Annotated in this window: 24 protein-coding genes; 12 read left to right on the plus strand and 12 right to left on the minus strand. The window is 70.9% G+C overall.

Annotated features, from left to right (window positions below; genetic code table 11):
- Positions 1-47 precede the first annotated feature (47 nt).
- From QFZ29_RS16195 to QFZ29_RS16210, 4 genes are all read left to right on the plus strand, one after another.
- Positions 48-1094 (plus strand): putative F420-0 ABC transporter substrate-binding protein, encoded by a 1047-nt coding sequence (locus QFZ29_RS16195; RefSeq protein ID WP_306895063.1) that lies wholly within the window; start codon positions 48-50, stop codon positions 1092-1094.
- Positions 1095-1336: 242 nt separating this feature from the next.
- The gene (locus QFZ29_RS16200; protein WP_306896772.1) at positions 1337-2338 is read left to right on the plus strand and encodes a putative F420-0 ABC transporter permease subunit; all 1002 of its coding nucleotides are present in this window, start codon (positions 1337-1339) and stop codon (positions 2336-2338) included.
- Positions 2335-3168: an ABC transporter ATP-binding protein gene (locus QFZ29_RS16205; protein ID WP_306895064.1), complete on the plus strand. Its 834-nt coding sequence runs from the start codon at positions 2335-2337 to the stop codon at positions 3166-3168. The genes QFZ29_RS16200 and QFZ29_RS16205 overlap by 4 nt, the downstream gene beginning before the upstream one ends.
- A gap of 10 nt (positions 3169-3178) precedes the next feature.
- Positions 3179-3697, plus strand: coding sequence for a hypothetical protein (locus tag QFZ29_RS16210; protein WP_306895065.1), 519 nt, complete (start codon positions 3179-3181; stop codon positions 3695-3697).
- A 28-nt stretch (positions 3698-3725) separates the two neighbouring features.
- On the opposite strand, the gene QFZ29_RS16215 is transcribed toward QFZ29_RS16210, so the two are convergent.
- From QFZ29_RS16215 to QFZ29_RS16230, 4 genes are all read right to left on the minus strand, one after another.
- Positions 3726-4613, minus strand: coding sequence for an ABC transporter permease (locus QFZ29_RS16215; protein ID WP_306895066.1), 888 nt, complete (start codon positions 4611-4613; stop codon positions 3726-3728).
- Positions 4600-5649, minus strand: coding sequence for an ABC transporter ATP-binding protein (locus QFZ29_RS16220; RefSeq protein ID WP_306895067.1), 1050 nt, complete (start codon positions 5647-5649; stop codon positions 4600-4602). Before QFZ29_RS16220 ends, QFZ29_RS16215 begins: the two co-directional genes overlap by 14 nt.
- 11 nt (positions 5650-5660) lie before the next feature.
- Positions 5661-6923, minus strand: a complete 1263-nt coding sequence (locus QFZ29_RS16225) for a LolA family protein (protein ID WP_306895068.1) — start codon at positions 6921-6923, stop codon at positions 5661-5663.
- 282 nt (positions 6924-7205) lie between these two features.
- Positions 7206-7748 (minus strand): hypothetical protein, encoded by a 543-nt coding sequence (locus tag QFZ29_RS16230; protein ID WP_306895069.1) that lies wholly within the window; start codon positions 7746-7748, stop codon positions 7206-7208.
- A 142-nt stretch (positions 7749-7890) separates the two neighbouring features.
- On the opposite strand from QFZ29_RS16230, the gene ggt reads away from it, so the two are divergent.
- Positions 7891-9753: a gamma-glutamyltransferase gene (ggt, locus tag QFZ29_RS16235; RefSeq protein ID WP_306895070.1), complete on the plus strand. Its 1863-nt coding sequence runs from the start codon at positions 7891-7893 to the stop codon at positions 9751-9753.
- Positions 9754-9772: 19 nt separating this feature from the next.
- Here the strand turns inward: ggt and QFZ29_RS16240 are convergent, their stop codons facing one another.
- From QFZ29_RS16240 to cofE, 5 genes are all read right to left on the minus strand, one after another.
- The gene (locus QFZ29_RS16240; RefSeq protein ID WP_306895071.1) at positions 9773-10810 is read right to left on the minus strand and encodes a CorA family divalent cation transporter; all 1038 of its coding nucleotides are present in this window, start codon (positions 10808-10810) and stop codon (positions 9773-9775) included.
- A gap of 59 nt (positions 10811-10869) precedes the next feature.
- The gene (gene fgd / locus QFZ29_RS16245) at positions 10870-11892 is read right to left on the minus strand and encodes a glucose-6-phosphate dehydrogenase (coenzyme-F420) (protein ID WP_306895072.1); all 1023 of its coding nucleotides are present in this window, start codon (positions 11890-11892) and stop codon (positions 10870-10872) included.
- Complete coding sequence (gene cofC / locus QFZ29_RS16250; RefSeq protein WP_306895073.1) at positions 11889-12536, minus strand: 2-phospho-L-lactate guanylyltransferase; 648 nt, start codon at positions 12534-12536, stop codon at positions 11889-11891. Before cofC ends, fgd begins: the two co-directional genes overlap by 4 nt.
- The gene (locus tag QFZ29_RS16255; protein WP_306895074.1) at positions 12533-13531 is read right to left on the minus strand and encodes a TIGR03557 family F420-dependent LLM class oxidoreductase; all 999 of its coding nucleotides are present in this window, start codon (positions 13529-13531) and stop codon (positions 12533-12535) included. Before QFZ29_RS16255 ends, cofC begins: the two co-directional genes overlap by 4 nt.
- Before the next feature lie 181 nt (positions 13532-13712).
- Positions 13713-14495 (minus strand): coenzyme F420-0:L-glutamate ligase, encoded by a 783-nt coding sequence (gene cofE, locus QFZ29_RS16260; protein WP_306895075.1) that lies wholly within the window; start codon positions 14493-14495, stop codon positions 13713-13715.
- A 179-nt stretch (positions 14496-14674) separates the two neighbouring features.
- Here cofE and QFZ29_RS16265 point away from each other — a divergent pair, with 179 nt between their 5' ends.
- From QFZ29_RS16265 to QFZ29_RS16290, 6 genes are all read left to right on the plus strand, one after another.
- A complete protein-coding gene (locus tag QFZ29_RS16265; RefSeq protein ID WP_306895076.1) occupies positions 14675-15289 on the plus strand; it encodes a DUF6328 family protein in 615 nt (204 codons plus the stop codon).
- A 50-nt stretch (positions 15290-15339) separates the two neighbouring features.
- Positions 15340-16179, plus strand: coding sequence for an exodeoxyribonuclease III (locus QFZ29_RS16270; protein WP_306895077.1), 840 nt, complete (start codon positions 15340-15342; stop codon positions 16177-16179).
- Positions 16180-16290: 111 nt separating this feature from the next.
- Positions 16291-17592: a serine/threonine-protein kinase gene (locus QFZ29_RS16275; protein ID WP_306895078.1), complete on the plus strand. Its 1302-nt coding sequence runs from the start codon at positions 16291-16293 to the stop codon at positions 17590-17592.
- A complete protein-coding gene (locus tag QFZ29_RS16280; RefSeq protein ID WP_306895079.1) occupies positions 17589-18170 on the plus strand; it encodes a hypothetical protein in 582 nt (193 codons plus the stop codon). Before QFZ29_RS16275 ends, QFZ29_RS16280 begins: the two co-directional genes overlap by 4 nt.
- A gap of 5 nt (positions 18171-18175) precedes the next feature.
- Positions 18176-18637 carry a hypothetical protein gene (locus tag QFZ29_RS16285; RefSeq protein ID WP_306895080.1) on the plus strand — a complete coding sequence of 154 codons (462 nt, stop codon included), beginning with the start codon at positions 18176-18178 and terminating at the stop codon, positions 18635-18637.
- A gap of 52 nt (positions 18638-18689) precedes the next feature.
- Entirely contained in the window at positions 18690-19505 is an 816-nt protein-coding gene (locus QFZ29_RS16290; RefSeq protein WP_306895081.1) for an alpha/beta fold hydrolase, read from the plus strand.
- 18 nt (positions 19506-19523) lie between these two features.
- Here QFZ29_RS16290 and QFZ29_RS16295 read toward each other — a convergent pair whose 3' ends face one another.
- From QFZ29_RS16295 to QFZ29_RS16305, 3 genes are read right to left on the minus strand one after another with little or no spacing between them, the layout of a single operon-like run.
- Positions 19524-20363: an SDR family oxidoreductase gene (locus tag QFZ29_RS16295; protein ID WP_306895082.1), complete on the minus strand. Its 840-nt coding sequence runs from the start codon at positions 20361-20363 to the stop codon at positions 19524-19526.
- Between the two features lie 49 nt (positions 20364-20412).
- On the minus strand, positions 20413-20778 hold the full coding sequence (locus tag QFZ29_RS16300; RefSeq protein ID WP_306895083.1) for an iron chaperone: 366 nt from the start codon (positions 20776-20778) through the stop codon (positions 20413-20415).
- A gap of 2 nt (positions 20779-20780) precedes the next feature.
- Complete coding sequence (locus tag QFZ29_RS16305; RefSeq protein WP_306895084.1) at positions 20781-21221, minus strand: DUF6069 family protein; 441 nt, start codon at positions 21219-21221, stop codon at positions 20781-20783.
- Between the two features lie 69 nt (positions 21222-21290).
- Here QFZ29_RS16305 and QFZ29_RS16310 point away from each other — a divergent pair, with 69 nt between their 5' ends.
- Entirely contained in the window at positions 21291-21758 is a 468-nt protein-coding gene (locus tag QFZ29_RS16310) for a GNAT family N-acetyltransferase (protein ID WP_306895085.1), read from the plus strand.
- The last annotated feature ends 7 nt before the right edge of the window (positions 21759-21765 follow it).

The raw sequence follows: 21765 nt of genomic DNA on the forward strand, positions 1-21765 counted from the left end.
TCGCCGACGTCGTCGGATTCCGATTGCACACCCGTCCCGGAGGCCTCATGCCCGAATTCCCGTCGTTCCCCCGATCCAGCGTGAACGCATCGCCCCGTCGTGCTCGCGCGGCGCTCCTCGCCGTTCCCGCACTCGCGCTCCTGCTCGCGGGGTGCGCGACCCCGGGCACCGCGACGCCGAACGGCGACGACGCGGCCGCTGGGGGCGGCGACGCGGCATCCGGCTACCCGCTCACGCTCGACAACTGCGGCACCGAGGTGACCTTCGAATCCGCGCCCGAGCGCGTCGTGACGATCAAGTCGTCGACGCTCGAGCTGCTCCTCGCCCTCGGGCTGGAGAGCCGCATCGTCGGCACGGCCTTCGGTGACGGCCCGGTGCCCGACGAGTACGCCGACGCGGCATCCGGCCTCGAGGTGCTCTCCGACAAGGTGCCCTCGCAAGAGGTGACGCTCGCAGCCGAGCCAGACCTCGTCTTCGCCGGCTGGGAGTCGAACCTCACCGCCGAGGGTGCAGGCGACCGCGACGCCCTCGCGAGCCTCGGCGTCGCGAGCTACGTGGCGCCGGCGGCCTGCAAGGGCGAGGGCTACATGCCGAACCCGCTGACGTTCGACGAGGTCTTCCGCGAGTTCGAAGAAGCGGGCGCGATCTTCGGAGTGACGGATGCCGCAGCCGACCTCGTCTCATCGCAGCAGGCCGAACTCGACGCGATCGAGCCCAGCACGGCCGGCCTCACCGCGCTCTGGTACAGCTCGGGCGACGACACCCCGTACGTCGGCGCCGGCATCGGCGCACCGCAGATGATCATGGCGGCAGCGGGCCTCGAGAACATCGCGGCCGACGTCGAGGACACGTGGACCGCGATGGGCTGGGAGGCCATCGTCGAGGCGAACCCCGACGTCATCGTGCTCGTCGACGCCGCCTGGAACACCGCCGAGCAGAAGATCGCCCACCTCGAGTCGAATCCCGCGACGGCCGCCCTTCCCGCCGTGCAGCAGCAGCGATACCTCGTCGTCGACTTCCCCGCGACCGAGGCCGGCGTGCGGAACGTCGGCGCGGTGGCGTCGCTCGTCGAGCAGCTCGAGGAACTCGGGTAGCGATGCCGCCTCCCCCGCACTCCGACGCCGACGAACGCGTCACTTCGCGACCTCCGGGCGACGAATCCGCCCCGGATCGGCCCAATGTGACGCGTTCGACGAGCGACGCGGAGTCGGGCGTGAATGCGGATGCGAGCGTGAGCGCGGAGCCGGGCGCGGAGCCGGGCGCGGAGCCGGGCGTGGGCGCGGGCACACAGGCGCAGGGGGAGCGGAAGACGCGCGGAGGCGCGGGAGACGGCGGCGTGCGCACCGCGGCGTGGGCCGTCGGGCTCGCGGTGCTGCTCGCGGCATCCGTCGTCACCGCCGTCGCGATCGGACCCGCGGGTCTCAGCCCCGCCGACGTGTGGGCGAGTGTGCTCGCGCACCTCGGCATCGGCGAACCGACGCTCAGCCCGCTGCGCGACGGCATCGTGTGGCAGCTCCGGATGCCGCGAGTGCTCACCGCCGCCGCGGTCGGCGCGGGCCTCGCACTCTGCGGCGCCGTCATGCAGGCGCTCACGCGCAACCCGCTCGCCGACCCCTACCTGCTCGGCCTCTCGTCGGGCGCGTCGGTCGGCGCGGTCATCGTGATCGTGCTGGGCGCGGGCCTCGTGCTCCCGTTCGCGGCATTCGCGGGCGCGCTCGTCGCCCTCGTCGCGACCCTCGCCCTCGCGAACGCCGCCGGCCCGCTGAGCCCGACGCGAACGGTGCTCGCGGGCCTCGCCGTGTCCGCCGTCTTCGGCGCGATCACGAGTCTCGTCATCTTCTGGAGCGCGACGGGCGACAGCTACCGCGAGATCCTCAACTGGCTGCTCGGCTCGCTCGCCGGCACCGACTGGAGCTCGGTCGCCATCGCGGGCGGCGCGGTCGTCGTGATCGGCGTGCCGCTGCTCACGAGCGCGACGACGCTCGACGCGTTCGCCTTCGGCGACACGGCCGCGGCGGCGCTCGGCGTGCACGTCGGCCGCACCCGCGCCCTGCTGCTCACCGGCACGGCCCTCCTCACGGGCGCGCTCGTCGCGGTGAGCGGCTCGATCGGCTTCGTCGGTCTCGTGCTGCCACACGCGGTGCGCCTGATCGTCGGTTCGCGCCACCGCGCGCTGCTGCCGCTCTCCGCCCTCGCCGGCGCGATCTTCCTCGTGTGGGCCGACACCGGCGCACGCACCCTCTTCGACCCGCGCGAGCTGCCCGTCGGCATCCTCACCGCCCTCATCGGTGGCCCCGTGTTCGCCGTGCTCATGCTCCGCAACCGGAGGCTCACATGACCGGGACCCTCCATACCGACCGCGTGCGCTTCTCCCGGGGACGCGCTCTCATCATCGACGACGTCGACTGCACCGTGCCGGCCGGCACCGTCGGTGCGCTCCTCGGCCCGAACGGCGCCGGCAAGAGCACCCTGCTCCATCTCATCGCGGGCATCGAGCGAGCGGATGCCGGGACCGCGCACTTCGGCGACCGCGATCTCGCCGCGATGCGTCGACGCGACCGTGCACGCGTCATCGCCCTCGCCGAGCAGGACGTGCAGGATGCCCCGGGGCTGCGCGTCGCGGAGGTCGTCGCACTCGGCCGAACCCCGTACCTCGGGGCGTTCGCCGGACCGGGCGAGCTCGACCGCGCGGTCGTGCGCCGCTGCATCGAGGACACCGGGCTCGTCGAGCTCGCCGACCGGGAGTACGCATCGCTCTCGGGCGGCGAGCGCCAGCGCGTGAACATCGCACGCGCCCTCGCGCAGGAGCCCGAGCTGCTGCTGCTCGACGAGCCGACGAACCACCTCGACGTACGTGCGCAGCTCACGATGCTGCGGCTGCTCCGCGAACTCGCGCACGGCGGGCTCACGGTGCTCGCGGCATTGCACGACCTCTCCCTCGCCGCGGGCTACGCCGAGCACGTCATCGTGCTCGCGAACGGCCGTGTGGTCGCTGCCGGTGAGCCGCGCACGGTGCTCACGCCCGAACGCATCCGCCTCGTGTGGGGTGTCGAGGCCGCGGTGCTCGAGCATCCGGTGACCGGTCGTCCGCTCATCGCCTATTCAGATGTCGCCGATGAGCGGATGCCGCACGCACGACCCGTCCCGACGGGCAGTACCGAGGCGTAGCCTTGATCGCATGAGCGAGGTGAGGGAGCAGGGCGAGCTGAGGGAGTTGAGCCAGCTCGGCGAGCTGAGCGAGAACAGGCGCTCACTGCTCGATTGGATCGCAGAGGAGTTCCTGCACAACTCGTGGGCAGGGCGACGACTCGTCGCGGTAGAGGGTGCATCCGACGAGCCCGCAGCCCGCTTCGCGAATGACCTGGCCGCGGTGCTCGCAACGCGAGGGCAGACCGTCGTGCGCCGTTCGCTCGGCGACGTCGACGAGGCGACGCTGCGCCGTGAGACCATCGAGCCGTTCCGCGCCGGGATCCTTCCGGGCGCGGAGGCCGCCGACGCGGTGCTCGTCGTCGACGGGCGCCGACTGCTGAACGACTCCGTTCGCGGCATCTGGCATTTCTCGGCGTGGACACTCGCCGGAGACGAACTGCCGCACGCCGGCGTGAACGTCATCGTTGACGTCACCGACGAGTCCGCCCCGAAGCGGTACTTCTACGACCTCTGCAAGCTGCCGCCGAGCGTGGGCGAGCGACGCTGAGTCGCGGCAGCATCCGTCGCGGCATCCGTCACGACAGCACGTCCTTCGTGAGGAACCGGCCGACGGCGAGCGCGCCGAACACCACGAGGTAGCCGGCCTGGAGCAGCGCATTGTCGGCGAACGTGTCCCACACGATCGGATCGCGCATGAGATCGCCGAAGCCGAGCCAGTAGTGCGTGAAGAGCCACGGATGCAGCCACTCGAGCTGCGGGAGCGCGTCGACGATCTGCGACACGACCGCGAGGATCGCCGTGGCAGCCATCGCCCCGATCGGCACCGTCGTGAGGGTCGAGAGGAAGAGACCGATCGCCGACAGGCCGAGAAGCGAGACGGTCACGTACGCCGCGATCGCGAGGAAGCGCAGCAGGGCGTCGCCGACGCCCACCGTCGCCCCCGAGAGGAGCGTGACGGGCCCGATCGGGAACAGCGCCCAGCCGATGAGCGTGCCGACCACGACGACGGTGAGCGTCGCGGCCACGCAGAACACGGCGGCGGCGACGTACTTCACGAGGAGCAGCCGGATGCGGCCAGCGGGCGCGATGAGCAGGTAGCGGAGGGTCCCGTGGCTCGCCTCTCCGGCGATCGCGTCACCCGCCACGACGCCGATCGTGAGCGGCAGGAAGAGCGGGATCGCGACGAGGATCGCCGTGACGCCGACGAAGAACCCGTTGTTCGTGATCTGGTCGAGGAAGGCCGGCCCGCGCCCGGTCGGCGGCCCGCCCGACAGGCGGACTGCCAGCGCGATGAGGATCGGGATGAGCGCGAGCGCTCCGAGCAGGGCCCACGTGCGCCGGCGACGGAAGAGCGTGAGCAGCTCGGAGCCGAGCAGGGAGAGCGTGCCGCCGCCAGCGCCGCCGCTGCGGCCCACGCGCGCGTCGAGCCCCACCGGCCCGTCGTTCGCCTCACGCGACGACATCGAATCCCTCGCCCGTCAGGTCCACGAAGCGCTGCTCGAGGCTCGCTCGCTCGATCTCGAATCCGCGCACCCGCACGCCGGCGTTCACGAGCGCGGCCACGATCGCCTCAGGTGCTGCATCGGTGTAGCCGCCATCCGCCGAAGCGCCATCCGCCCAGCCACCGTCCCCCGAGCCGCCGTCCGCCGAATGGCGCTCGATTCGGCTGCCGAGCCGAGCCGTGACGAGCTCGTCGCCCGAGGCATCCATCGCCGAGCGGATGCCGCCCGCCGCCGTCTCCCCGATCGGCAGCCCGAGCTCCGCGAGCACGGCACGAGCCCGGCCGGGGTCTGGCGTGCGTACGAGCACACTGGAGCCGCTGCCGCGCAGCTCGTCGAGCGTGCCCTGTGCCACGAGTCGGCCCACGCTCATCACGGCGGCGTGCGTGCAGACCTGTTCGACCTCGGCGAGGAGATGACTCGACACGAACACCGTCGTGCCGCCGTCGGCGAGCGAGCGGATGAGCGAGCGCACCTCGCGCGTGCCCTGCGGGTCGAGCCCGTTCGTCGGCTCGTCGAGCACGAGGAGCTCCCGCCGCATCAGCAGGGCGTTCGCGAGCCCGAGCCGCTGCTTCATGCCGAGCGAGTAGGCGCCCACCTTCTTCTTCGCGGCGTGCGAGAGCCCGACGCGCTCGAGGGCCAAGGTCACACGGTCCGATCGGGTGCCGCGCGGCGCGTGCCGGTCGGCGGCGTCGAAGCGGCGCAGGTTCGCCTCGCCCGAGAGGTACGGCGAGAAGGCCGGTCCCTCGACGAGTGCGCCGACGCGCGGCAGCACCGAGTCGACGTGGTGCGGCATCTCGGCACCGAGCACGCGGGCATCGCCCGCAGTCGCCGCGACGAGGCCGAGCAGCATCCGGATCGTCGTGGTCTTTCCCGAGCCGTTCGGACCGAGGAATCCGAAGACCGAGCCCTCGGGCACGGCGAGATCGAGCCCGTCGACGGCGACCTGCGAGCGGAAGCGCTTGGTGAGGCCGTGCGTCTCGATCGCGAGGTCGGGCACTGCGGCTGCCGTCAGCGCCCGGTTGCGGCGGCGTCGAGCAGGCGATCGGCGGTCACCGCGCCGGCGAACACGCGGCCGTCGTCGGTGATGAGCACGGTGACGAGCGAGGTGGAGAGGATGCGTCCGCCGTCGACGCGCTCGGTGAGTGTGCCGAGCATCGCGGCCGCCTCGCCGTTGAAGCCGGCGCCACCGACGGCTGCCGCCGGCAGCTCGACGACGGCCGACCAGCCCTCGCCGTGCACGACGCGAGCCGTCTCGTCGCCGGGCTCGGCATCGGCCTGGGACTCCGCCTCCGCCTGGGCCTTCCACAGCTCGAGCTCTGCGACGGTCGGGATCGGCACGGCGTGCTCGGTCACCTCGGTGCCCTCAGGCGGGGTGAACGCGAACACCGCGGCATCCGGCGCCTCGAACGAGACATCGGTGAACGCGACGCTGAACGCCGGCTCGTCGGCGCCACGAGCGGTGACGGATGCCGCGAGCGCGACGCCCGTGTCGCCGTCGATCGCCACGGTGATGTCGCCCACGAGCGTGTCGGCGTCGCGCGGTTCGAGCACGAGCTCGTAGACCTCACGGCCGGCGACGCGACCATCGGTGCCGACGGAGACGTCGGTCGTCTGGTCGAGCTTCGCGAGCGCCTCGTCGAGCATCTGCTCGGGGGTCGGCAGTGGTGCGCTGAGCTCGGCCTCGAGCCGATCGCGGGCCTCGTCGTGGTGCGCCTGCGCTTTGGCTTCGAGCGCGTCGAGTGCAGCCTGGTCGACGGTGAAGTGCGTCGCGGCCTTTTCAGCGGAGTCGTAGATCCATGCGCCCTCTTCGGAGAGGTACACGTTGCGCTCGGCGAGCCGGTCGAGCACCTGCAGGCGCGCGTTCGAGCCGTCGAGGTAGACCTTGGCCGTGTGGGTTCCGGTCGCGAGCGAGATGAGGTCGTCGAGATCGGTGGCGGATGCTGCGGCGCCGCCGTCGCCGTCGCCCTCGCTGTCACCGTGGCCGAAGTCTTCGGTGCCGCCGCCACCGCTGCCGCCCCCCATCGCCCCCGTGAGACCGGACAGGTCGGGGAGGCCGAGCTCGGAGCGCTGCTCGATCGTGCCCGAGAGCGACTCGACGTCGCTCGACGCGGCGAATTCGAGGAGCTCGGCGGGCGTGAGATCGGGGAGGTCGACCGCTGCATTCGCCTGCAACGGCACGAGCACCACGCCGACGCCGATCGCGATCGGCGCGACGATGGCGGGGATCCAGCGGGTGAGCCTGTGGGAGGCCCCGGTGTCGCGGGCGCGCATGGGTTCAGGCTACGCCTGCCCGCGGCATCCGGGACCTGATCAGTGGGAACACTCAGGATCACGGGCGTTATCGCTCGCCGCCGATCGGCGAACGCACCCCGAACTGGGGAGAGGCGCCGACGCCGCCATCGAGATAGCTTGATGCGACGCGAGCGACATGCTGCTCGCGAACGTCGGCGTCGCCGCGCCCGAACCGCGGCTGACCCCGAACTGAACCGTGACGCTTCTGGGGGGCGCCACGGTTCAGTCGTTTCCAGGCGAGGTCGTCTCTACGGCACGTCCCTACGGCGCGAGCGACGGCGACGTGAGGAGGATCACCACTCCCGCCAGCAGGGTGACGACGTAGAAGAAGAACGGTGGCATGTCCCGAAGGACGATCGTCAGGACGATCAGCAGCGCCATGCCGACGATCACTACCCACCCGAGCCAGTCCGGATACGGGCTCACGAGGAGCGCCACGCCGAAGATCGCCAGGCCCACCTCGGTCAGCGCGGCGTAGAGCAGGAACAGCCAGGCGGGCATCGCCCCCTCGGCGAACGCCGCCGGATCCGCGGCACGTGCGTACAGGTGCCCGAACCACGGAACCAGCGCGAGCATCAGCAGCGCCGTGCTGATCAACATGAGCCAGGCGAACGACCCGTCGCGCCCGTCGGAGGCGAGGAGGCCGATCCCGATGACGGTGACGAGCGACCCGAGACCGAACAGCACCTGGGACACGATCCAGGCCCTCATGGATTCGGAGATGCGCTCCAGCTTCTTCGCCGGGGAGGTCTCGGGGAACACCCGGGCGGAAATGGGCATGAAGGCGGCGACGAGGAAGAGCACCGATCCCAGGATCATCACGGCGCCGCTCACCTGGCTCAGACCGATATTCATCGCAGCCCCCATGACCAACCATTGCCCCGTGTCCCTGCTCGGGTCTAGCGTGAGGCACCAGATGCTCTGTACCCAGTTCGGGGGGAATCACATGGTCAGCTACGTCGCCCACGACCGCTCCGCGCTCCGCCGGGTGGCGCTCGGTCTCGCCGCCGCACTCGCGGCGGGAGCCGTCGCCACGGCCGCGCCGGCGTCCGCGCAGTCACTCGCCGCCCCGTCGACCGCCTCGACCGGTCGCCCGACGCCGCCGGCTCCGTCCACCTCGACCGGGTACGGGGGTGCCGTCTCGTCGGTGGATGCCTCGGCGAGTGCAGTCGGCCTCGAGGTGCTTCGCGAAGGCGGGAATGCAGCGGATGCCGCGGTCGCCACGGCCGCTGCGCTCGGGGTCACCGAGCCGTACAGCGCGGGCATCGGCGGCGGCGGATACTTCGTGTACTTCGATGCCGCGACGGGAGAGGTCACCACCATCGACGGACGTGAGACGGCGCCGGCGACGATGCCGGCGGATGCGTTCATCGACCCGGCAACCGACCAGCCGTACCCGTTCGCGAACGCCGTGTCCTCGGGCCTCTCGGTCGGTGTGCCGGGCACACTCGCAACGTGGGAGGCCGCGCTCGACCGGTTCGGCACCGAGTCGCTTCGCGACATCCTGGAGCCGTCGATCCTCCTGGCGACGAAGGGGTTCACCGTCGACCAGACGTTCCGGCAGCAGACGCTCGACAACAAGGCTCGATTCGCGGCCTTCCCCGACACGGCCGAGCTGTTCCTTCCCGATGGGGATGCGCCGCAGGTCGGCTCGATCTTCAAGAATCTCGATCTCGCCGCGACCCTGCGCACCATCGCCCTCAAGGGCACCGACGAGTTCTACACCGGACCGATCGCCGACGAGATCGCCGAACTCGTGCAGGAGCCGCGAAAGGATCCGGCCTCGCCGCTGCCCGCGCCGCCCGGCTTCATGACGGCGGACGACATCGCGGCATACGAGGTCCTCGAGCAGGCGCCGACCCACGTGGAGTACCGCGGGCTCGACGTCTACGGCATGGCCCCGTCGTCGTCGGGCGGCACGACGGTCGGCGAGTCCCTGAACATCCTCGAGAACTACGACCTCTCAGCCGACGACATCGGGCAGAGCCTGCACTTGTACCTCGAGGCCACGGCTCACGCCTTCGCCGATCGCAACGCGTACGTCGGCGACCCGGCATTCGTCGACGTGCCGACCGAGACCCTGCTCAGCCAGGACTTCGCCGACGCCCGCGCCTGCGAGATCGATCCGGCCCAGGCCTCGACGAGGCCGGTTCCCCCCGGCGATCTGGATGCCGCCGGCTGCGCCGCGGTCGCGCTCGAGGAGCGCGAGGACACCGAGAACGTCTCGACCACGCACCTCTCGGTCGTCGACCAGTGGGGCAACGCGGTTGCGTACACGCTCACGATCGAGCAGACCGGCGGGTCGGGCATGACGCTGCCGGGGCGGGGATTCCTCCTGAACAACGAGCTGACCGACTTCAGCTTCCTCCCGAGCGAGACGGACCCGAACCGCGTCGAGCCAGGCAAGCGCCCGCGGTCGTCGATGTCGCCGACGATCGTGCTCGAAGACGGCGCCGTGCGCTTCGTGGTCGGTTCGCCGGGCGGATCCACGATCATCACGACCGTGGTGCAGATCCTCATGAACCGGATCGACCTCGGCATGACGCTGCCCGAAGCGGTCGCCGCGCCGCGAGCCGCGCAACGGAACACCGCGGCGACGACGGCCGAGCCCGAGTTCATCGCCGCCTACCAGGAGGTGCTCACGCCGTACGGGCAGGTGCTCGTACCGTCGGGCGACCAGTTCACCTCGGCCGCGCAGATCGGGGCCGCCGCCGCGATCGAGGTCGATTCGAGCGGGCTCATGACCGCCGCAGCCGAACCCGTACGCCGTGGCGGGGGCACTGGGCTGGTCGTCGAGCCCGCAGACTGACCGATCGCGGCAGCGGCCCCTACAACCACCGGCGGCGTTTGAATATCAGGTAGACGATCACATCGATGGTCACGATCACGGCGCCGACCACGATCCAGCCGTACTCGAATTGCACGAATGGGAGGTTCTTGAAGTTCATCCCCCAGAGCCCCGCCATGACCGTGGGCACGGCGAGGAGCGCGGCGATCGCCGAGATCGTTCGCATGTCCTGGTTCTGGCGGGCGGCGACGTTGTTCTCATGGCTCGAGAGCACGGCGTCGAGCGCCCTCGACTGGTTGTTGATCAATGCGACGGTGCCCGCGGTGTCGTCGAGCAGGTCGTGGAGGTAGGGGACGATGAGGTTCTTGCCGAGTTTCGTCTCCTCGAGGTGATCGGTGCTCTCCCGCAGAGCGGCGGCGATGCTCGAGACGGCACGGTCGATGCGACCCATGTCCTTGCGAACCTTGTAGATGCGCCGGTGGTCCGTGTCGCCGGCGTCGCTGAAGACCTGCTCCTCGAGCTCCCCCAGGTACGCCTCGACACTCGCGGCGGCCTTGGCATAGCCGTCGACGACATCCGCCATGATCGTGTACGCCGCGGCCATCGCGCCATCGTGGAGATCCTCCGGACCGTCTTCGAGCAGCTGCCGTAGGTCGGGCAGCCTCCCGCCGTTGCCGCGCTGCACGGTGAGCAACCACCCGTCGCCGATGTACAGGTACGTCTGGCCGAGCACCAGCTCGTCGGTCTCGGTGCTCTCCAGGACGTTCCACAGGAGCACGAAGAGATGCCCCTCGAACAGCTGCACCTTCGGCTGCTGGCGCCCCGAGACGACGTCGGCCGCGGCCACCGGATGGATGCCCAGGACCTTGCGCGCGTCGTCGACGGTCTGCTCGTCGGGATCCACCAGGTGCAGCCAGACGAAGCCGTGGCGGCTCTGGGCCTCGACCACCTCGTCGGGCACGCCCTCGAGTTCGACCCCCGACTGCCGCTCGATGACGCCGTCGACGATGAAGGTCTGCAGGCGCGGCGATGGGGCGGCGTTCTCGCCGCTGGGGTCCGGCCGGGTCGTACTGGCCATGCTTGATGGTACGCCCGCCGGCATCGCGAGTGTCGGGAATGACGCCGTCGAAGCCGCCGTCAGGCGTCGAGCGCCCGCAGCCGCGGCGCCAGGTCGCGCTCGAACAGCTCGAGGAACCGGCGCTGGTCGTGGCCGGGCGCGTGGAACACGAGGTGGTTGAAGCCCGCGTCGACGTACTGCTTGATGTCGGCGACGACCGCGTCGGGGTCGGTGCCGACGATCCAGCGCTTCGCGATCTCCTCGATCGGCAGCGCGTCGGCCGCGCGCTCCATCTCGACGGGGTCGGTGATGTCGTGCTTCTGCTCCTTCGAGAGCGAGAGCGGCGACCAGAAGCGGGTGTTCTCGAGCGCGGCGTGCTCGGTCTCCTCGTACGAGAGCTTGATCTCGATCATGCGGTCGATCGCGTCGTACGAGCGGCCCGCGGCATCCGCCCCCTCCTTGACGGCGGGGATGAGCTGCTCGGTGTAGAGCTCCATGCCCTTGCCCGACGTGCAGATGAACCCGTCGCCCGCGCGGCCCGCGTACTTCGCGACGACCGGCCCGCCTGCCGCGATGTAGACCGGCACGCCGCCCTCGGGGCGGTCGTAGATCGACGCGTCGTGCGTCGAGTAGTAGTCGCCCTCGAAGTTCACGCGATCGGCGGTCCAGAGCTCGCGCATGAGCCGGATCGACTCGCGCAGCCGCCCGAAGCGCTCCTTGAACTCGGGCCAGTCCTGCGCGCCCGCGCCGCGGAATCCCGTCGCGATCTCGTTGAGCGCCTCGCCCGTGCCGACGCCGAGGATGATGCGGCCGGGGTAGAGGCAGCCGAACGACGCGAACGCCTGCGCGAGCACGGCGGGGTTGTAGCGGAACGTCGGCGTCATCACCGAGGTGCCGATGCGGATGTTCGAAGTGCGCTCGCCCACCGCGGCGATCCACGCCAGCGAGAAGGGCGCGTGCCCGCCCTCGTGCCGCCACGGCTGGAAGTGGTCGCTCGTGAACACCGACTCCATGCCGTGCCCTTCGGCCGCGACCGCGATCTCGACGAGCTCCCGGGGGGCGAACTGCTCGGCCGAGGCCTTGTATCCGAGTGTGAGCGTCATGGTGTTCCCTTTCGGTCGGCGAGGCGCGCGACGGCTTCGGCGGTGTGGTCGCCCACTCCATGGTGCAGCACGGCTTCGAGTCCGTCGACGGTGTCGACGTCCCGGGCGAGGCCAGGGGCGGCGGATGCCTCGAGCTCGACGAACCCGGCCGCGACGTGCAGCGCCGCCGAACCGGGCCCGAACCGCGGCTCGAACGGCACCCCGGCTGCAGCGGTCGCGAGCGTCGTGCCCGTGCCGTCGGCATCGCGGACGAAGGCAAGCGGATGCCGCGCCGCGGCCTCGAGCGCCGCGTCGAGCTCATCAGGATGCAGTCCCGGCAGGTCGCCGAGCAGCACGGCGACGGCGCTCGGCCCCATGGAACGTGCATGCGCGATACCGTGGCGGATCGCCGGCAGCAGGCCGCGCTCGGCCCCGGCCGGCTCGGCGAGGAACTCCGCTCCGTCGGCGAGGGAGGCGTCGTCGCCCACGACGATCACCCGCTCGACCGAGATGGCCGCGAGGGCGGCGGCGATCGTGTCGAGCGCGAACGCCCGGGCGAGCAGCGCGCGAGCGTCGTCGGCGAGCGCCGGCGAGAGTCGCGTCTTGCCGACGGCGGGCGCCTTGACGGGGATCACGACGGTCCAACGCGCGACAGTCGAGCTCATGCGCGGAGCGCCGGCAGCACCTCGCGGCCGAAGACCTCGAGGAACTCGGCCTGGTTGCGGCCGACGTTGTGGAGGTAGACGCGGTCGAAGCCGAGGTCGAGGTGCCGCTGGATGTCGGCGCGATGCACGTCAGGATCGGCCGAGACGACCATCTGGCCCTCGAAGTCCTCCGCGCGCACCGTACGGGCGAGCTGCTCGAACTCGAACGGCGAGCGGATGTCGCTGCGTGCGAAGCGCATGCCGCCGTTCGGCCATTCGACGAGGGCGTTGCGCATCGCCTCCTCGTCGGTCGCGGCCCAGGAGAGGTGCAGTTGCAGCACCTTCGGCATCTTGGAGGGGTCGCGCCCGCCCTCGCGCGCGCCCTCGGCGAAGCGAGTGAGGAGCGCGGCGAGCCGGTCGGTGGGCGCGCCCGTGGTGATGAGTCCGTCGACGTTGCGCCCCGCACGGCGAGCGGTCACGGGGCCGGATGCCGCGACGAAGATCTGGGGCGCGACCTTGGGCATCGTCCAGAGCCGCGTGGACTCCAGCTTGAAGTACTGGCCCGAATGGCGCACGTCGCGACCGGCGAGCGAGCCCGCGAAGAGCTTCTTGATCACGTCGACGGCCTCGAACATGCGATTGATGCGCTCGGGGGCCTCTGGCCAGTAGTGGCCGACGACGTGCTCGTTGAGCGCCTCGCCCGAGCCGATGCCGAGCCAGTGCCGGCCGGGGTAGAGCGCGCCGAGCGTCGCGCTCGCCTGGGCGACCATGGCCGGATGCCAGCGGAACGTCGGTGTCGTCACGCCGGGGCCGAGGTCGCCCGTGGTGCGCTCCCCGAGCGCGGCGAGCACGCTCCACACGAACGACGACTGCCCCTGCGCCGGCAGCCACGGCTGGAAGTGATCGCTCGCCATGACGCCCGTGAAGCCGTGCGACTCGGCGAGCGCGGCGAGCGTCACCGCTTCGGCGGGCGGGAACCGTTCGAGCATCGCGGCATAGCCGATGTGCACTGGCATCCCCCTATCCTCCCGCGTTCGGCCCTCGCAATCTCCAGAATTCAGGAACCAGCCTGTCGGCTCTGTTCACAATTCAGGAACCCACCGGTCTCACCGGCCCGAGACGCGTGATTTCGCGCACCCGATCGGCCGATCGAGACGACCCCTCCTGAATTCTGAAGGGCGAGCTCCTGAATTCTGGTCAGGCGGAATCGAGCGGACCCTCGGCTTGCGACTCGTCGAAGCCGTCGCGGTACCCCTCGTTGTACGCCTCATCGGCCCCGATGCGGAAGAGGTCGCGGTCGGCGGGGCGCTGGATGCTGCGCGCACCCGGCAGGTCGAGGTCGCCGACGAACCGGCCGAGTCCACGCACCACGGCGACCGGCACTCCCGAGCTCTTGCCCTTCACGAGCTCGCCCGCGCCCGCGATCTCGTCCGCGACGCACGGCATCGTGACGGCGAGCGGCTTGCCCGCGGCATCCGTCGACCCTCGAAGGTCCTCGAAGACGTGCACGCCGGCGGCGCCGATCGCGATATCGGTCTGACCCTCGCGCCACGGCCGGCCGAGGGTGTCGGAGAGGATGACGCCGACGGCAGCGCCCGTGAGCGCACGGATGCCGGTGGCGAGCGCTCGCGCCGAGGCATCCGGGTCGACCGGAAGCAGCAGCACCGTGCCGTCTGGGGCGTTGGACGCGTCGACGCCCGCCGCCGCGCCGATGATGCCCTGGCGGTTCTCGACGATGCGGGTGACGCCGCCCTCGAAGACGCGCGTCGCGACGACGCGCACGGTCTCGTCGGTGATCGCCTGCTCGCGGTCGGCGGCCTGAACGAAGCGCCCTTCGGCCTTCGAGACGATCTTCGACGTGATGACGAGGATGTCGCCCTCGGCGAGATCGACCGCGTCGACGATGAGCGCGGCGAGGTCGTCGCCTCGCGTGATCTCGGGGAGCCCCTCGACGCCTTCGATGCTGAACTTCACGGCCACCCCCAGCTCGTCGATACTCCTCGATCTTGGCAGCATCCGTGCGCCCCTGCCAGAATGCGGTTGCGGGCCCGCCAGAATGCGATCGCGGGCGGTGGATCCCGCGACGATGGAGGCTGGCGCGTTCCACGATTGCGCGCAAGGGCTTGAACCTGTCTCCCTCCTCGTGGCTACGATCGAGCATGAACCGTCGCCACGCCAGGCCCGAGGTCGGCCCCGTCGGCACCAGTGGCCGCGTCGATCCCGCGAACCGCGTGAATCACCGCGCCGACGACGGACGCAATGAGACGCCCAACGAGCGCAGCGACCGCAACTGGAACGACATCCTCCAGGAGCTGCGCGTGGCGCTCACCGGCACGCAGCTCATCGGCGGCTTCCTGCTCGCCGTGGCGTTCCAGCCGCGGTTCGAGGAGCTCGACGCCTACCAGCTCACGCTCTACCTCGTGCTCGTCGCCCTCGCCGGGCTCGCGACGGTGATCGGGCTGGCCCCGGTCACGCTGCACCGCACGTTGTTCCGGCGGCAGGCGAAGGAACGAGTCGTGCGCACCGGCAACCGGCTGCTCATCGCCGACCTCGCCGTGGTCGCTCTGCTCGTCATCGGCGTGACGAGCCTCGTCTTCGACTTCGCCCTCAGCCGGATCGCCGGCTTCGTGGCGCTCGGCATCGGTGCCGTCATCCTCGCGGCCCTCTGGCTCGTGCTGCCGCGCCTGCAGGCCGCAGAGGTCGGCGACGACGCGGACGTGGTCGACGCGGCCGCCGGCGTGCGGAATGCCGGCGACGCGGCCGCCGGCGACTGACGCTCACCGACAGCACCTGCCCTGTCGCCCGGCCGTCCTAGGCTTGGTCCATGCGCATCGCCACCTGGAACGTCAACTCGATCCGCACCCGCTTCAGCCGTGTCGTCGACTGGATGGTGCGCGAAGACGTCGACGTGCTCGCGATGCAGGAAATCAAGTGCACTCCCGAGCAGTTCCCGGCGGCGGCGTTCGAGGAGGCGGGCTACGAGCTCGCGATCCATGGCTTCAGTCAGTGGAACGGCGTGGCGATCGCGAGTCGCTCGCCCATCCTCGACGTGGCCACGAGCTTCCCCGGCATGCCCGGCTTCCTGAAGGGCGAGGAGGGCCCCGACCTGCCGAAGGAAGCGCGAGCCATGGGGGCGACCGTCGACGGCGTGCGCATCTGGAGCCTCTACGTGCCCAACGGCCGTTCGCTCGGCGACCCGCACTACACCTACAAGCTCGACTGGCTCGCGGCCCTCACCGAGCACACCCGAGCCGAGACCTCCTCACGGCCCGAGCTGCCGTTCGTGCTCATGGGCGACTTCAACATCGCGCCCTTCGACCAGGACAACGGCGACCCGGCCGTCGTCGAGGGCGTCACGACGCACGTGTCGCCGCCCGAGCGGCAGGCCTTCTTCAACCTCGAGAACGCCGGCGTCACCGATGTGGTGCGCCCGCGCATCCCCGAGGGCTACACCTATTGGGACTACAAGCAGCTGAAGTTCCCGCGCAACGAGGGGCTCCGCATCGACTTCATCCTCGGCTCGGCGAAGTTCGCAGAAGCGGTGACGGATGCCTCCATCCACCGCAATGAGCGCAAGGGTGACGTGCCGTCCGACCACGTGCCCGTGCTCGTCGAGGTCGCCCTCTCCGAAGATGCCGATGACCTCCCGATGATCTTCGGCTGACCTTCGACAGACATCCGGCTGACAGGTCGGCGTAATACCGCACCTCGGCTCCACAGCCAACCCCGGTCGTGAAACGGAGCTCTTTCAGGCGGGGCGGGTACCCTCGAAGATGTGACGACCTCCCCTGATCGCGTGGTCGGCGATCCATTCGTCGGCGCCACGCTCGACTCCCGCTACCGCCTCGACGCCCTCATCGGCCGCGGCGGAATGGCGGCCGTGTACCGCGGTGAAGACCTGGCCCTGGGCCGCGCCGTCGCGGTGAAGGTGTTCGCCGAGGCCGCCGAGGGCATCGACGACAGCGACCGCCGCAAATCCGAGACCGCGCTGCTCGCGAGCCTCACGCACCGAGCGCTCGTGCGGTTGTACGACGCATGCCGCGATCCCGCGACGGGTCGCGAGTTCCTCGTGATGGAGCTCGTCGACGGCCGCGACCTGCGTGAGGCCCTGAAGTTCGGGTCCGTCGGCCCCGCGGATGCCGCGGGCATGCTCGCCGACCTCGCCGAGGCCCTGCACGTCATCCACTCCCGCGGCATCGTGCACCGCGACGTGAAGCCCGCGAACGTGCTGCTCGAACCCGCGCATCTGCCCGGGCGCGCGTGGAACGCGAAGCTCGCCGACTTCGGCATCGCGCGGCTCATCGACGACGCCCGGCTCACCCGCACGGGGCTCCTCGTGGGCACCCCCGGCTACCTCAGCCCAGAGCAGGTCAGCGGTGCGGCGCCGGGTCCCGCCGCCGACATCTACTCGCTCGGCCTCCTCGTGCTCGAGGCGCGCACGGGCGTGACGGCGTTCCCCGGGCCGGCCGTCGAGGCCGCGAGCGCCCGGCTCGTGCGCGATCCCGAGATCCCCGATTCGCTCGGCGCCGACTGGGTGTCGCTGCTTCGCAGCATGACCGCTCGTGAGCCGGGCGACCGGCCGAGCGCACTCGACGTCGCCGTCGCCGCCACGACCCTCGACACCTCGCTCGACCCGTCGAGCACCGCCGATCGCGAGGTCACCGCGCCGACGATCTCGTTCGCCGACGTCTCAGCTGCAGCAACCCAGCCGGCCGAGGTCGCGGCATCGGGGGTCGGGTCATCAGGGGCCGAATCATCGGAGAACGGCTCCGCGACGGCTGCCACGCAGGTGCTCCCGTCGCCCGACCGGTCGTTCTTCGAGGCTCCGGCCGGCACGGAAACGGCGGAGCCGACGACGGGCGCGGCCCACGCGGCATCCGAGCAGCGCTCGCGCCGCTGGGTGCGGCCGACGATCGCGATCTCGCTCCTCGCCGTCATCGGCGCCGTGGTCGCGGTGCTCGTGTTCTCGTCGCTCAACGCCGAGCAGGCCGCGACGACGCCCGAGCCGCTGCCGGCCGTGCCGGGCGAGCTGGGCGTGCACCTCGAAGAGCTCGACGAGGCGGTGACCGGCGAATGACGCGCAGTGCGCAGCGCCTCCCGCGCCGGCACGCGGTCCTTCCCGCCGTGGCGATCGCCGTCGCCCTCACGTTCGGAGTGTCGGCGTGCGCTTCGGCTGAGCAGACGGCCGACGCGATGCACTCGTCGGTGGTGCAGATCGCCGAACGGGCCGTGGCGGGCGACTTCGTCGGTGCCCTTGCCGAGCTCGAACTGCTCGATCGCGACGTCACGGTCGCGCTCGACGCGGGGAGCATCGATGCCGATCGCGAGCAGGTGATCCGCGCGGCCATCGATCTCGTGCGCGCCGACCTCGAGGCGGCCCTGGCCGCCGCGACTCCTTCGCCCGCGCCTGCGCCCGACGACGACGACGAGGGAGACGACGGGGACGGCAACGGGAACGGGAACGAGAACGGCGGGAACTCCGGGAACGGGAACGGGAACGGGAACGGCGGCGGAAGCGGCTCGGGCGACAGCACCGAGCCACCCGCCACTGCGCCCCCTGCCACGGAGCCCCCCGTCACCGAGCCACCGGTCACCGAGCCACCCACCACCGAGCCACCCGCCACCGACCCTCCCGACGACGAGGGCGAGGGCTGAGCGCCGTGGTCGCAAGATCTGGCGCGGGCGCTCGCGTGCGCACCCGTCGATCCGCTTCCCGTGCTGCCGCGGTCGCACTCGTACTCGCGCTCGGCCTCGGTCTCGGCTCGTGCGCGGCACAGGGTCCATCGCAGTCCGAGGACTTCCACGGCACCGTCGTGAGCATCGCGAACCATGCTGCAAGCGGCGACTTCGCGGCGGCCCGCGCTGCGCTCGACCTCCTCGAAGCGGAGGTCACCGAGGCCGGTACTGACGGCGATCTCGACGCGGCGCGCGAGCGCGACATCCGCGACGCCATCGCGCTCGTGCGGGCCGACCTCGAGGCGGCAGAGGTGGCGAGCACCCCGACCCCGATCGCCACGCCCACGCCCGCGCCCGAAGACGACGATGGGCCGGGCAACGGCGACGACAAGGGCGGCGACAAGGGCAAAGACGGCGACAAGGGCAAGGGCTCGGGCAAGGACTGACGGATGCCGGTGGCCGGCTGGCCGCGCGCATCGTGTCCCGTACCCTCGAGACATGCCCCACCTCGCCGTCCCGGGTGCCGAGCTCGCCTACGAATCCGCCGGTCACGCGTCGGCGCCCGCCCTCGTGCTGCTGCACTCGGGAATCGCGACGATGCGTATGTGGGAACCGCAAGTGCCGGCGCTCGCAACGGGTCACTTCGTGGTGCGACTCGACGCACGCGGATTCGGTGCCACGCGGCACGACGGCGCGCCCTTCTCCGATCGCGACGACGTGCGCTCGGTGCTCGACCACCTCGGCGTCGAGCGTGCCACGATGATCGGCGCCGGCCGAGGCGGCACCACCGCCCTCGACCTCGCGCTCGAGTCCCCAGACCGCGTCACTGGCATCGTGACGGTGGGATCGGGCCCGAGCGGATTCCCCGAGCTCCCGCTCTCCGACGAGGAGCATCGCCGCATCGACGAGCTCGACGCGGCGTTCGCGGCATCCGACTGGCGACGCCTCGCCCGTCTCGAGACCGCCATGTGGGCCGCGGGCAGCGGTCGGCTCGAAGACGATCTCGATCCCGAGTTCGTCGCGCTCGTCCACGAGATCGCGGCGCCGAACGTCGCGCACGCCGAGGAGGCGGTGAGCCCCGAGCCGCTCGAACCGCCCGCGTACGGCCGGCTCGCCGACATCCGGATCCCCGCACTCATCCTGGTCGGCGAGTACGACCTGGGGCCCACGCGAGCACACTACGAACACGTGCTCGAGGCGCTGCCCGACGCGACCGGATTCAGCTTCGAGGATGCCGCGCACCTGCCGAACCTCGAGCGGCCGACGGAGTTCGAGCTCGTGCTGCTCGACTGGCTCGGCGAACGCGGGCTCTGACGGGCGCTCGTCGAGCAGCTACGAGCGACCGGTGAACCGCTCCATCGAGCGGTAGACCCCGAAGGCGTCGCCCACGACGCGATCGAACACCCGCGTCGGCAGGATGCCGCGCACCGCCCGCGAGAGCCCGACGCTGCGTGGCAGCTCGAGGAGCGGCTTGCCCGCGAGCATCGCGCGCCACACTCGGTCGACGACATACTCGGGCTCGAGGATGGGAGCCAGGACCGGCGCCCTGGCGCCCGCGAACATTCCCGTCGAGACATAGCCCGGCGTGACCGTCGTGACCCGCACGTTGGTGTGGCCGGCCTGCTCGAGCTCGATGCGCAGCGATTCGCTCCAGCCGATGAGCGCGGCCTTCGAGGCCGCATATACAGCCATGCGCGGGTTGGCGAGCGTGCCGGCGGCCGACGCGATGTTGACGATGCGCGCCGCGCGGTACGACGAGGAGATCATTCCCGGGAGGAACTCGCGGGTGATGTACATGGGCGCCAGCGCGTTGACCTGCATCGTCGGGCGGGTGTCGTCGCCGCTGTCGGTCTCCCAGAAGTAGCGATTGCCGCGCACGATTCCGGCGTTGTTGATGAGCACGTCGGGATTGCCGACGTCGCGCCGCACCCGCTGCGCGTGCTTCGCGATCGCGCCGGGGTCGCTGACGTCGACGACGTACGACTGCACGCGAGTGATCCCGCGTGAGGCGGCGCCCAACTCGTCGACCGCGCGAGAGAGCGCGGTGACGTCGCGATCCCAGAGGGTGACGGAGGTCGCGCCCTCGGCCACCGCTCGATCGGCGAACAGGCGGCCCATGCCACCGGCCGCGCCGGTGATGAGGACCTTCGCGCCGCGCACCGTTCTCGTCATCCCCCCATTCTCGCAATCAATGCGCGGTCGCCCGTGAGCGGCGCCTGGCTCAGTCGGCGGATGCCCCGCTTCGACGCCGCACGATCTCTGCCGACATCCGGCTGATGAGGTCGTATGGCACGGGCCGGGAGTACGGGAAGTTCACCGAGTCCTTCTTCGCGCGGTACGGCTCCACCTCCGCTTCGAGGTCGCCGTCGAACACGGGCACGGGGTAGAGGCCGACGTGGTGCTTCCAGCCGGCGAAGTGGATCGCGTACCGTCCTCCGAGCATGACGGCGGCGATGCCGTAGCGGATCTTCTCCTCGGCCCCCGGCACGCTCGCGTGGATCGCCTCACGCACGGCTTGGAGCACCGGCTGTACGTCGGGAGGGAAGGAGGCGATGTACTCGTCGACCGTCTCGAATGCCACTGTCATGCTCACAGTCTGCCCCCGCTGGCGGCTCGCAGGGCGAGCAGGCCCAGGACGGTCGTCGGCACGAGTGCCACGTGGCAGAGCGCGAGCGTGACCGTGCTCGTCGCGTCGAACGCCGCGGGAAGGGTCATCAGCGGGATGGTCGTCAGCGCGAGAGCCGGGGCGACGAAGAGCGCCACGGTCACGACCCAGGGCCAGACGCGCACGAGGAGCGCGACGACGGTCATGCCGACGAGCAACGGGACGACGGTGAACCCGACGACCGTGAGCACGTCGACCTCGGCCGGGCCGGACTGCGTCGTGAACCGGAAGGATCCGCCGGCCGCGCGCCCGGCTGTAGAGATGACGACGTTGACGAGGACCGCGACCGCCACCGTCGCGGCGACGATCGCGGGACGCCCGGGCAGGCGCCGCGTGGGACGTGAGACCAGCGATTGCTGAACCATACGGTTCAGTGTAAATCACTGAACCAGATAGTTCAATGATGGTCCTGATCGTCATGCGAGCATGGACGGATGGTGACGAACGACCTGAGCCTTGTGCCGAAGTCCGTCGACGAGACCGCGGAATGGCTGCCGATCGCGATGTCGGCCTACGAAGAGGCCCGCATTGCCGCAGGCGACACCCCCGAGGCTGCGGCCATCGCCCGGCAGGCCTCCGAGGAGCAGTTCTTCCCCGACGGCACGCTCATCGACGGTCACTTCCTCTTCACGATCGTGGCCGACGGGGAGGACGCCGGATGGCTCTGGATCGGGCCCTCGAGCGACGCGTCGAGCTGGTGGGTCTGGGACATCAGGGTGCATGATGCGTTGCGGCGGCGCGGGATCGGCCGGGCCGCCATGCTGCTGGCCGAAGACGTCGCCCGCTCGCAGGGCGCGACGTCGGTGCGGCTCAACGTGTTCGCCGACAACGAGGGGGCCATCCGCCTCTACGACCAGCTCGGCTATGAGACGGCGGCGATGCACAAGCAGAAGCGGCTCTGACCCAGCC

This window comes from Agromyces albus, from assembly GCF_030815405.1.
In the GTDB taxonomy this organism is placed as follows: Bacteria; Actinomycetota; Actinomycetes; order Actinomycetales; family Microbacteriaceae; genus Agromyces; species Agromyces albus_A.

Excerpts from the sequence above, each read along its gene's own strand:
- QFZ29_RS16195 (WP_306895063.1), top strand. The coding sequence starts at position 48 with ATGCCCGAATTCCCGTCGTTCCCCCGATCCAGCGTGAACGCATCGCCC.
- QFZ29_RS16205 (WP_306895064.1), top strand. The coding sequence starts at position 2,335 with ATGACCGGGACCCTCCATACCGACCGCGTGCGCTTCTCCCGGGGACGC.
- QFZ29_RS16210 (WP_306895065.1), top strand. The coding sequence starts at position 3,179 with ATGAGCGAGGTGAGGGAGCAGGGCGAGCTGAGGGAGTTGAGCCAGCTC.
- QFZ29_RS16215 (WP_306895066.1), bottom strand. The coding sequence starts at position 4,613 with ATGTCGTCGCGTGAGGCGAACGACGGGCCGGTGGGGCTCGACGCGCGC.
- QFZ29_RS16225 (WP_306895068.1), bottom strand. The coding sequence starts at position 6,923 with ATGCGCGCCCGCGACACCGGGGCCTCCCACAGGCTCACCCGCTGGATC.
- ggt (WP_306895070.1), top strand. The coding sequence starts at position 7,891 with ATGGTCAGCTACGTCGCCCACGACCGCTCCGCGCTCCGCCGGGTGGCG.
- QFZ29_RS16240 (WP_306895071.1), bottom strand. The coding sequence starts at position 10,810 with ATGGCCAGTACGACCCGGCCGGACCCCAGCGGCGAGAACGCCGCCCCA.
- fgd (WP_306895072.1), bottom strand. The coding sequence starts at position 11,892 with ATGACGCTCACACTCGGATACAAGGCCTCGGCCGAGCAGTTCGCCCCC.
- cofC (WP_306895073.1), bottom strand. The coding sequence starts at position 12,536 with ATGAGCTCGACTGTCGCGCGTTGGACCGTCGTGATCCCCGTCAAGGCG.
- QFZ29_RS16255 (WP_306895074.1), bottom strand. The coding sequence starts at position 13,531 with ATGCCAGTGCACATCGGCTATGCCGCGATGCTCGAACGGTTCCCGCCC.
- QFZ29_RS16265 (WP_306895076.1), top strand. The coding sequence starts at position 14,675 with ATGAACCGTCGCCACGCCAGGCCCGAGGTCGGCCCCGTCGGCACCAGT.
- QFZ29_RS16270 (WP_306895077.1), top strand. The coding sequence starts at position 15,340 with ATGCGCATCGCCACCTGGAACGTCAACTCGATCCGCACCCGCTTCAGC.
- QFZ29_RS16280 (WP_306895079.1), top strand. The coding sequence starts at position 17,589 with ATGACGCGCAGTGCGCAGCGCCTCCCGCGCCGGCACGCGGTCCTTCCC.
- QFZ29_RS16290 (WP_306895081.1), top strand. The coding sequence starts at position 18,690 with ATGCCCCACCTCGCCGTCCCGGGTGCCGAGCTCGCCTACGAATCCGCC.
- QFZ29_RS16295 (WP_306895082.1), bottom strand. The coding sequence starts at position 20,363 with ATGACGAGAACGGTGCGCGGCGCGAAGGTCCTCATCACCGGCGCGGCC.
- QFZ29_RS16300 (WP_306895083.1), bottom strand. The coding sequence starts at position 20,778 with ATGACAGTGGCATTCGAGACGGTCGACGAGTACATCGCCTCCTTCCCT.
- QFZ29_RS16305 (WP_306895084.1), bottom strand. The coding sequence starts at position 21,221 with ATGGTTCAGCAATCGCTGGTCTCACGTCCCACGCGGCGCCTGCCCGGG.
- QFZ29_RS16310 (WP_306895085.1), top strand. The coding sequence starts at position 21,291 with ATGGTGACGAACGACCTGAGCCTTGTGCCGAAGTCCGTCGACGAGACC.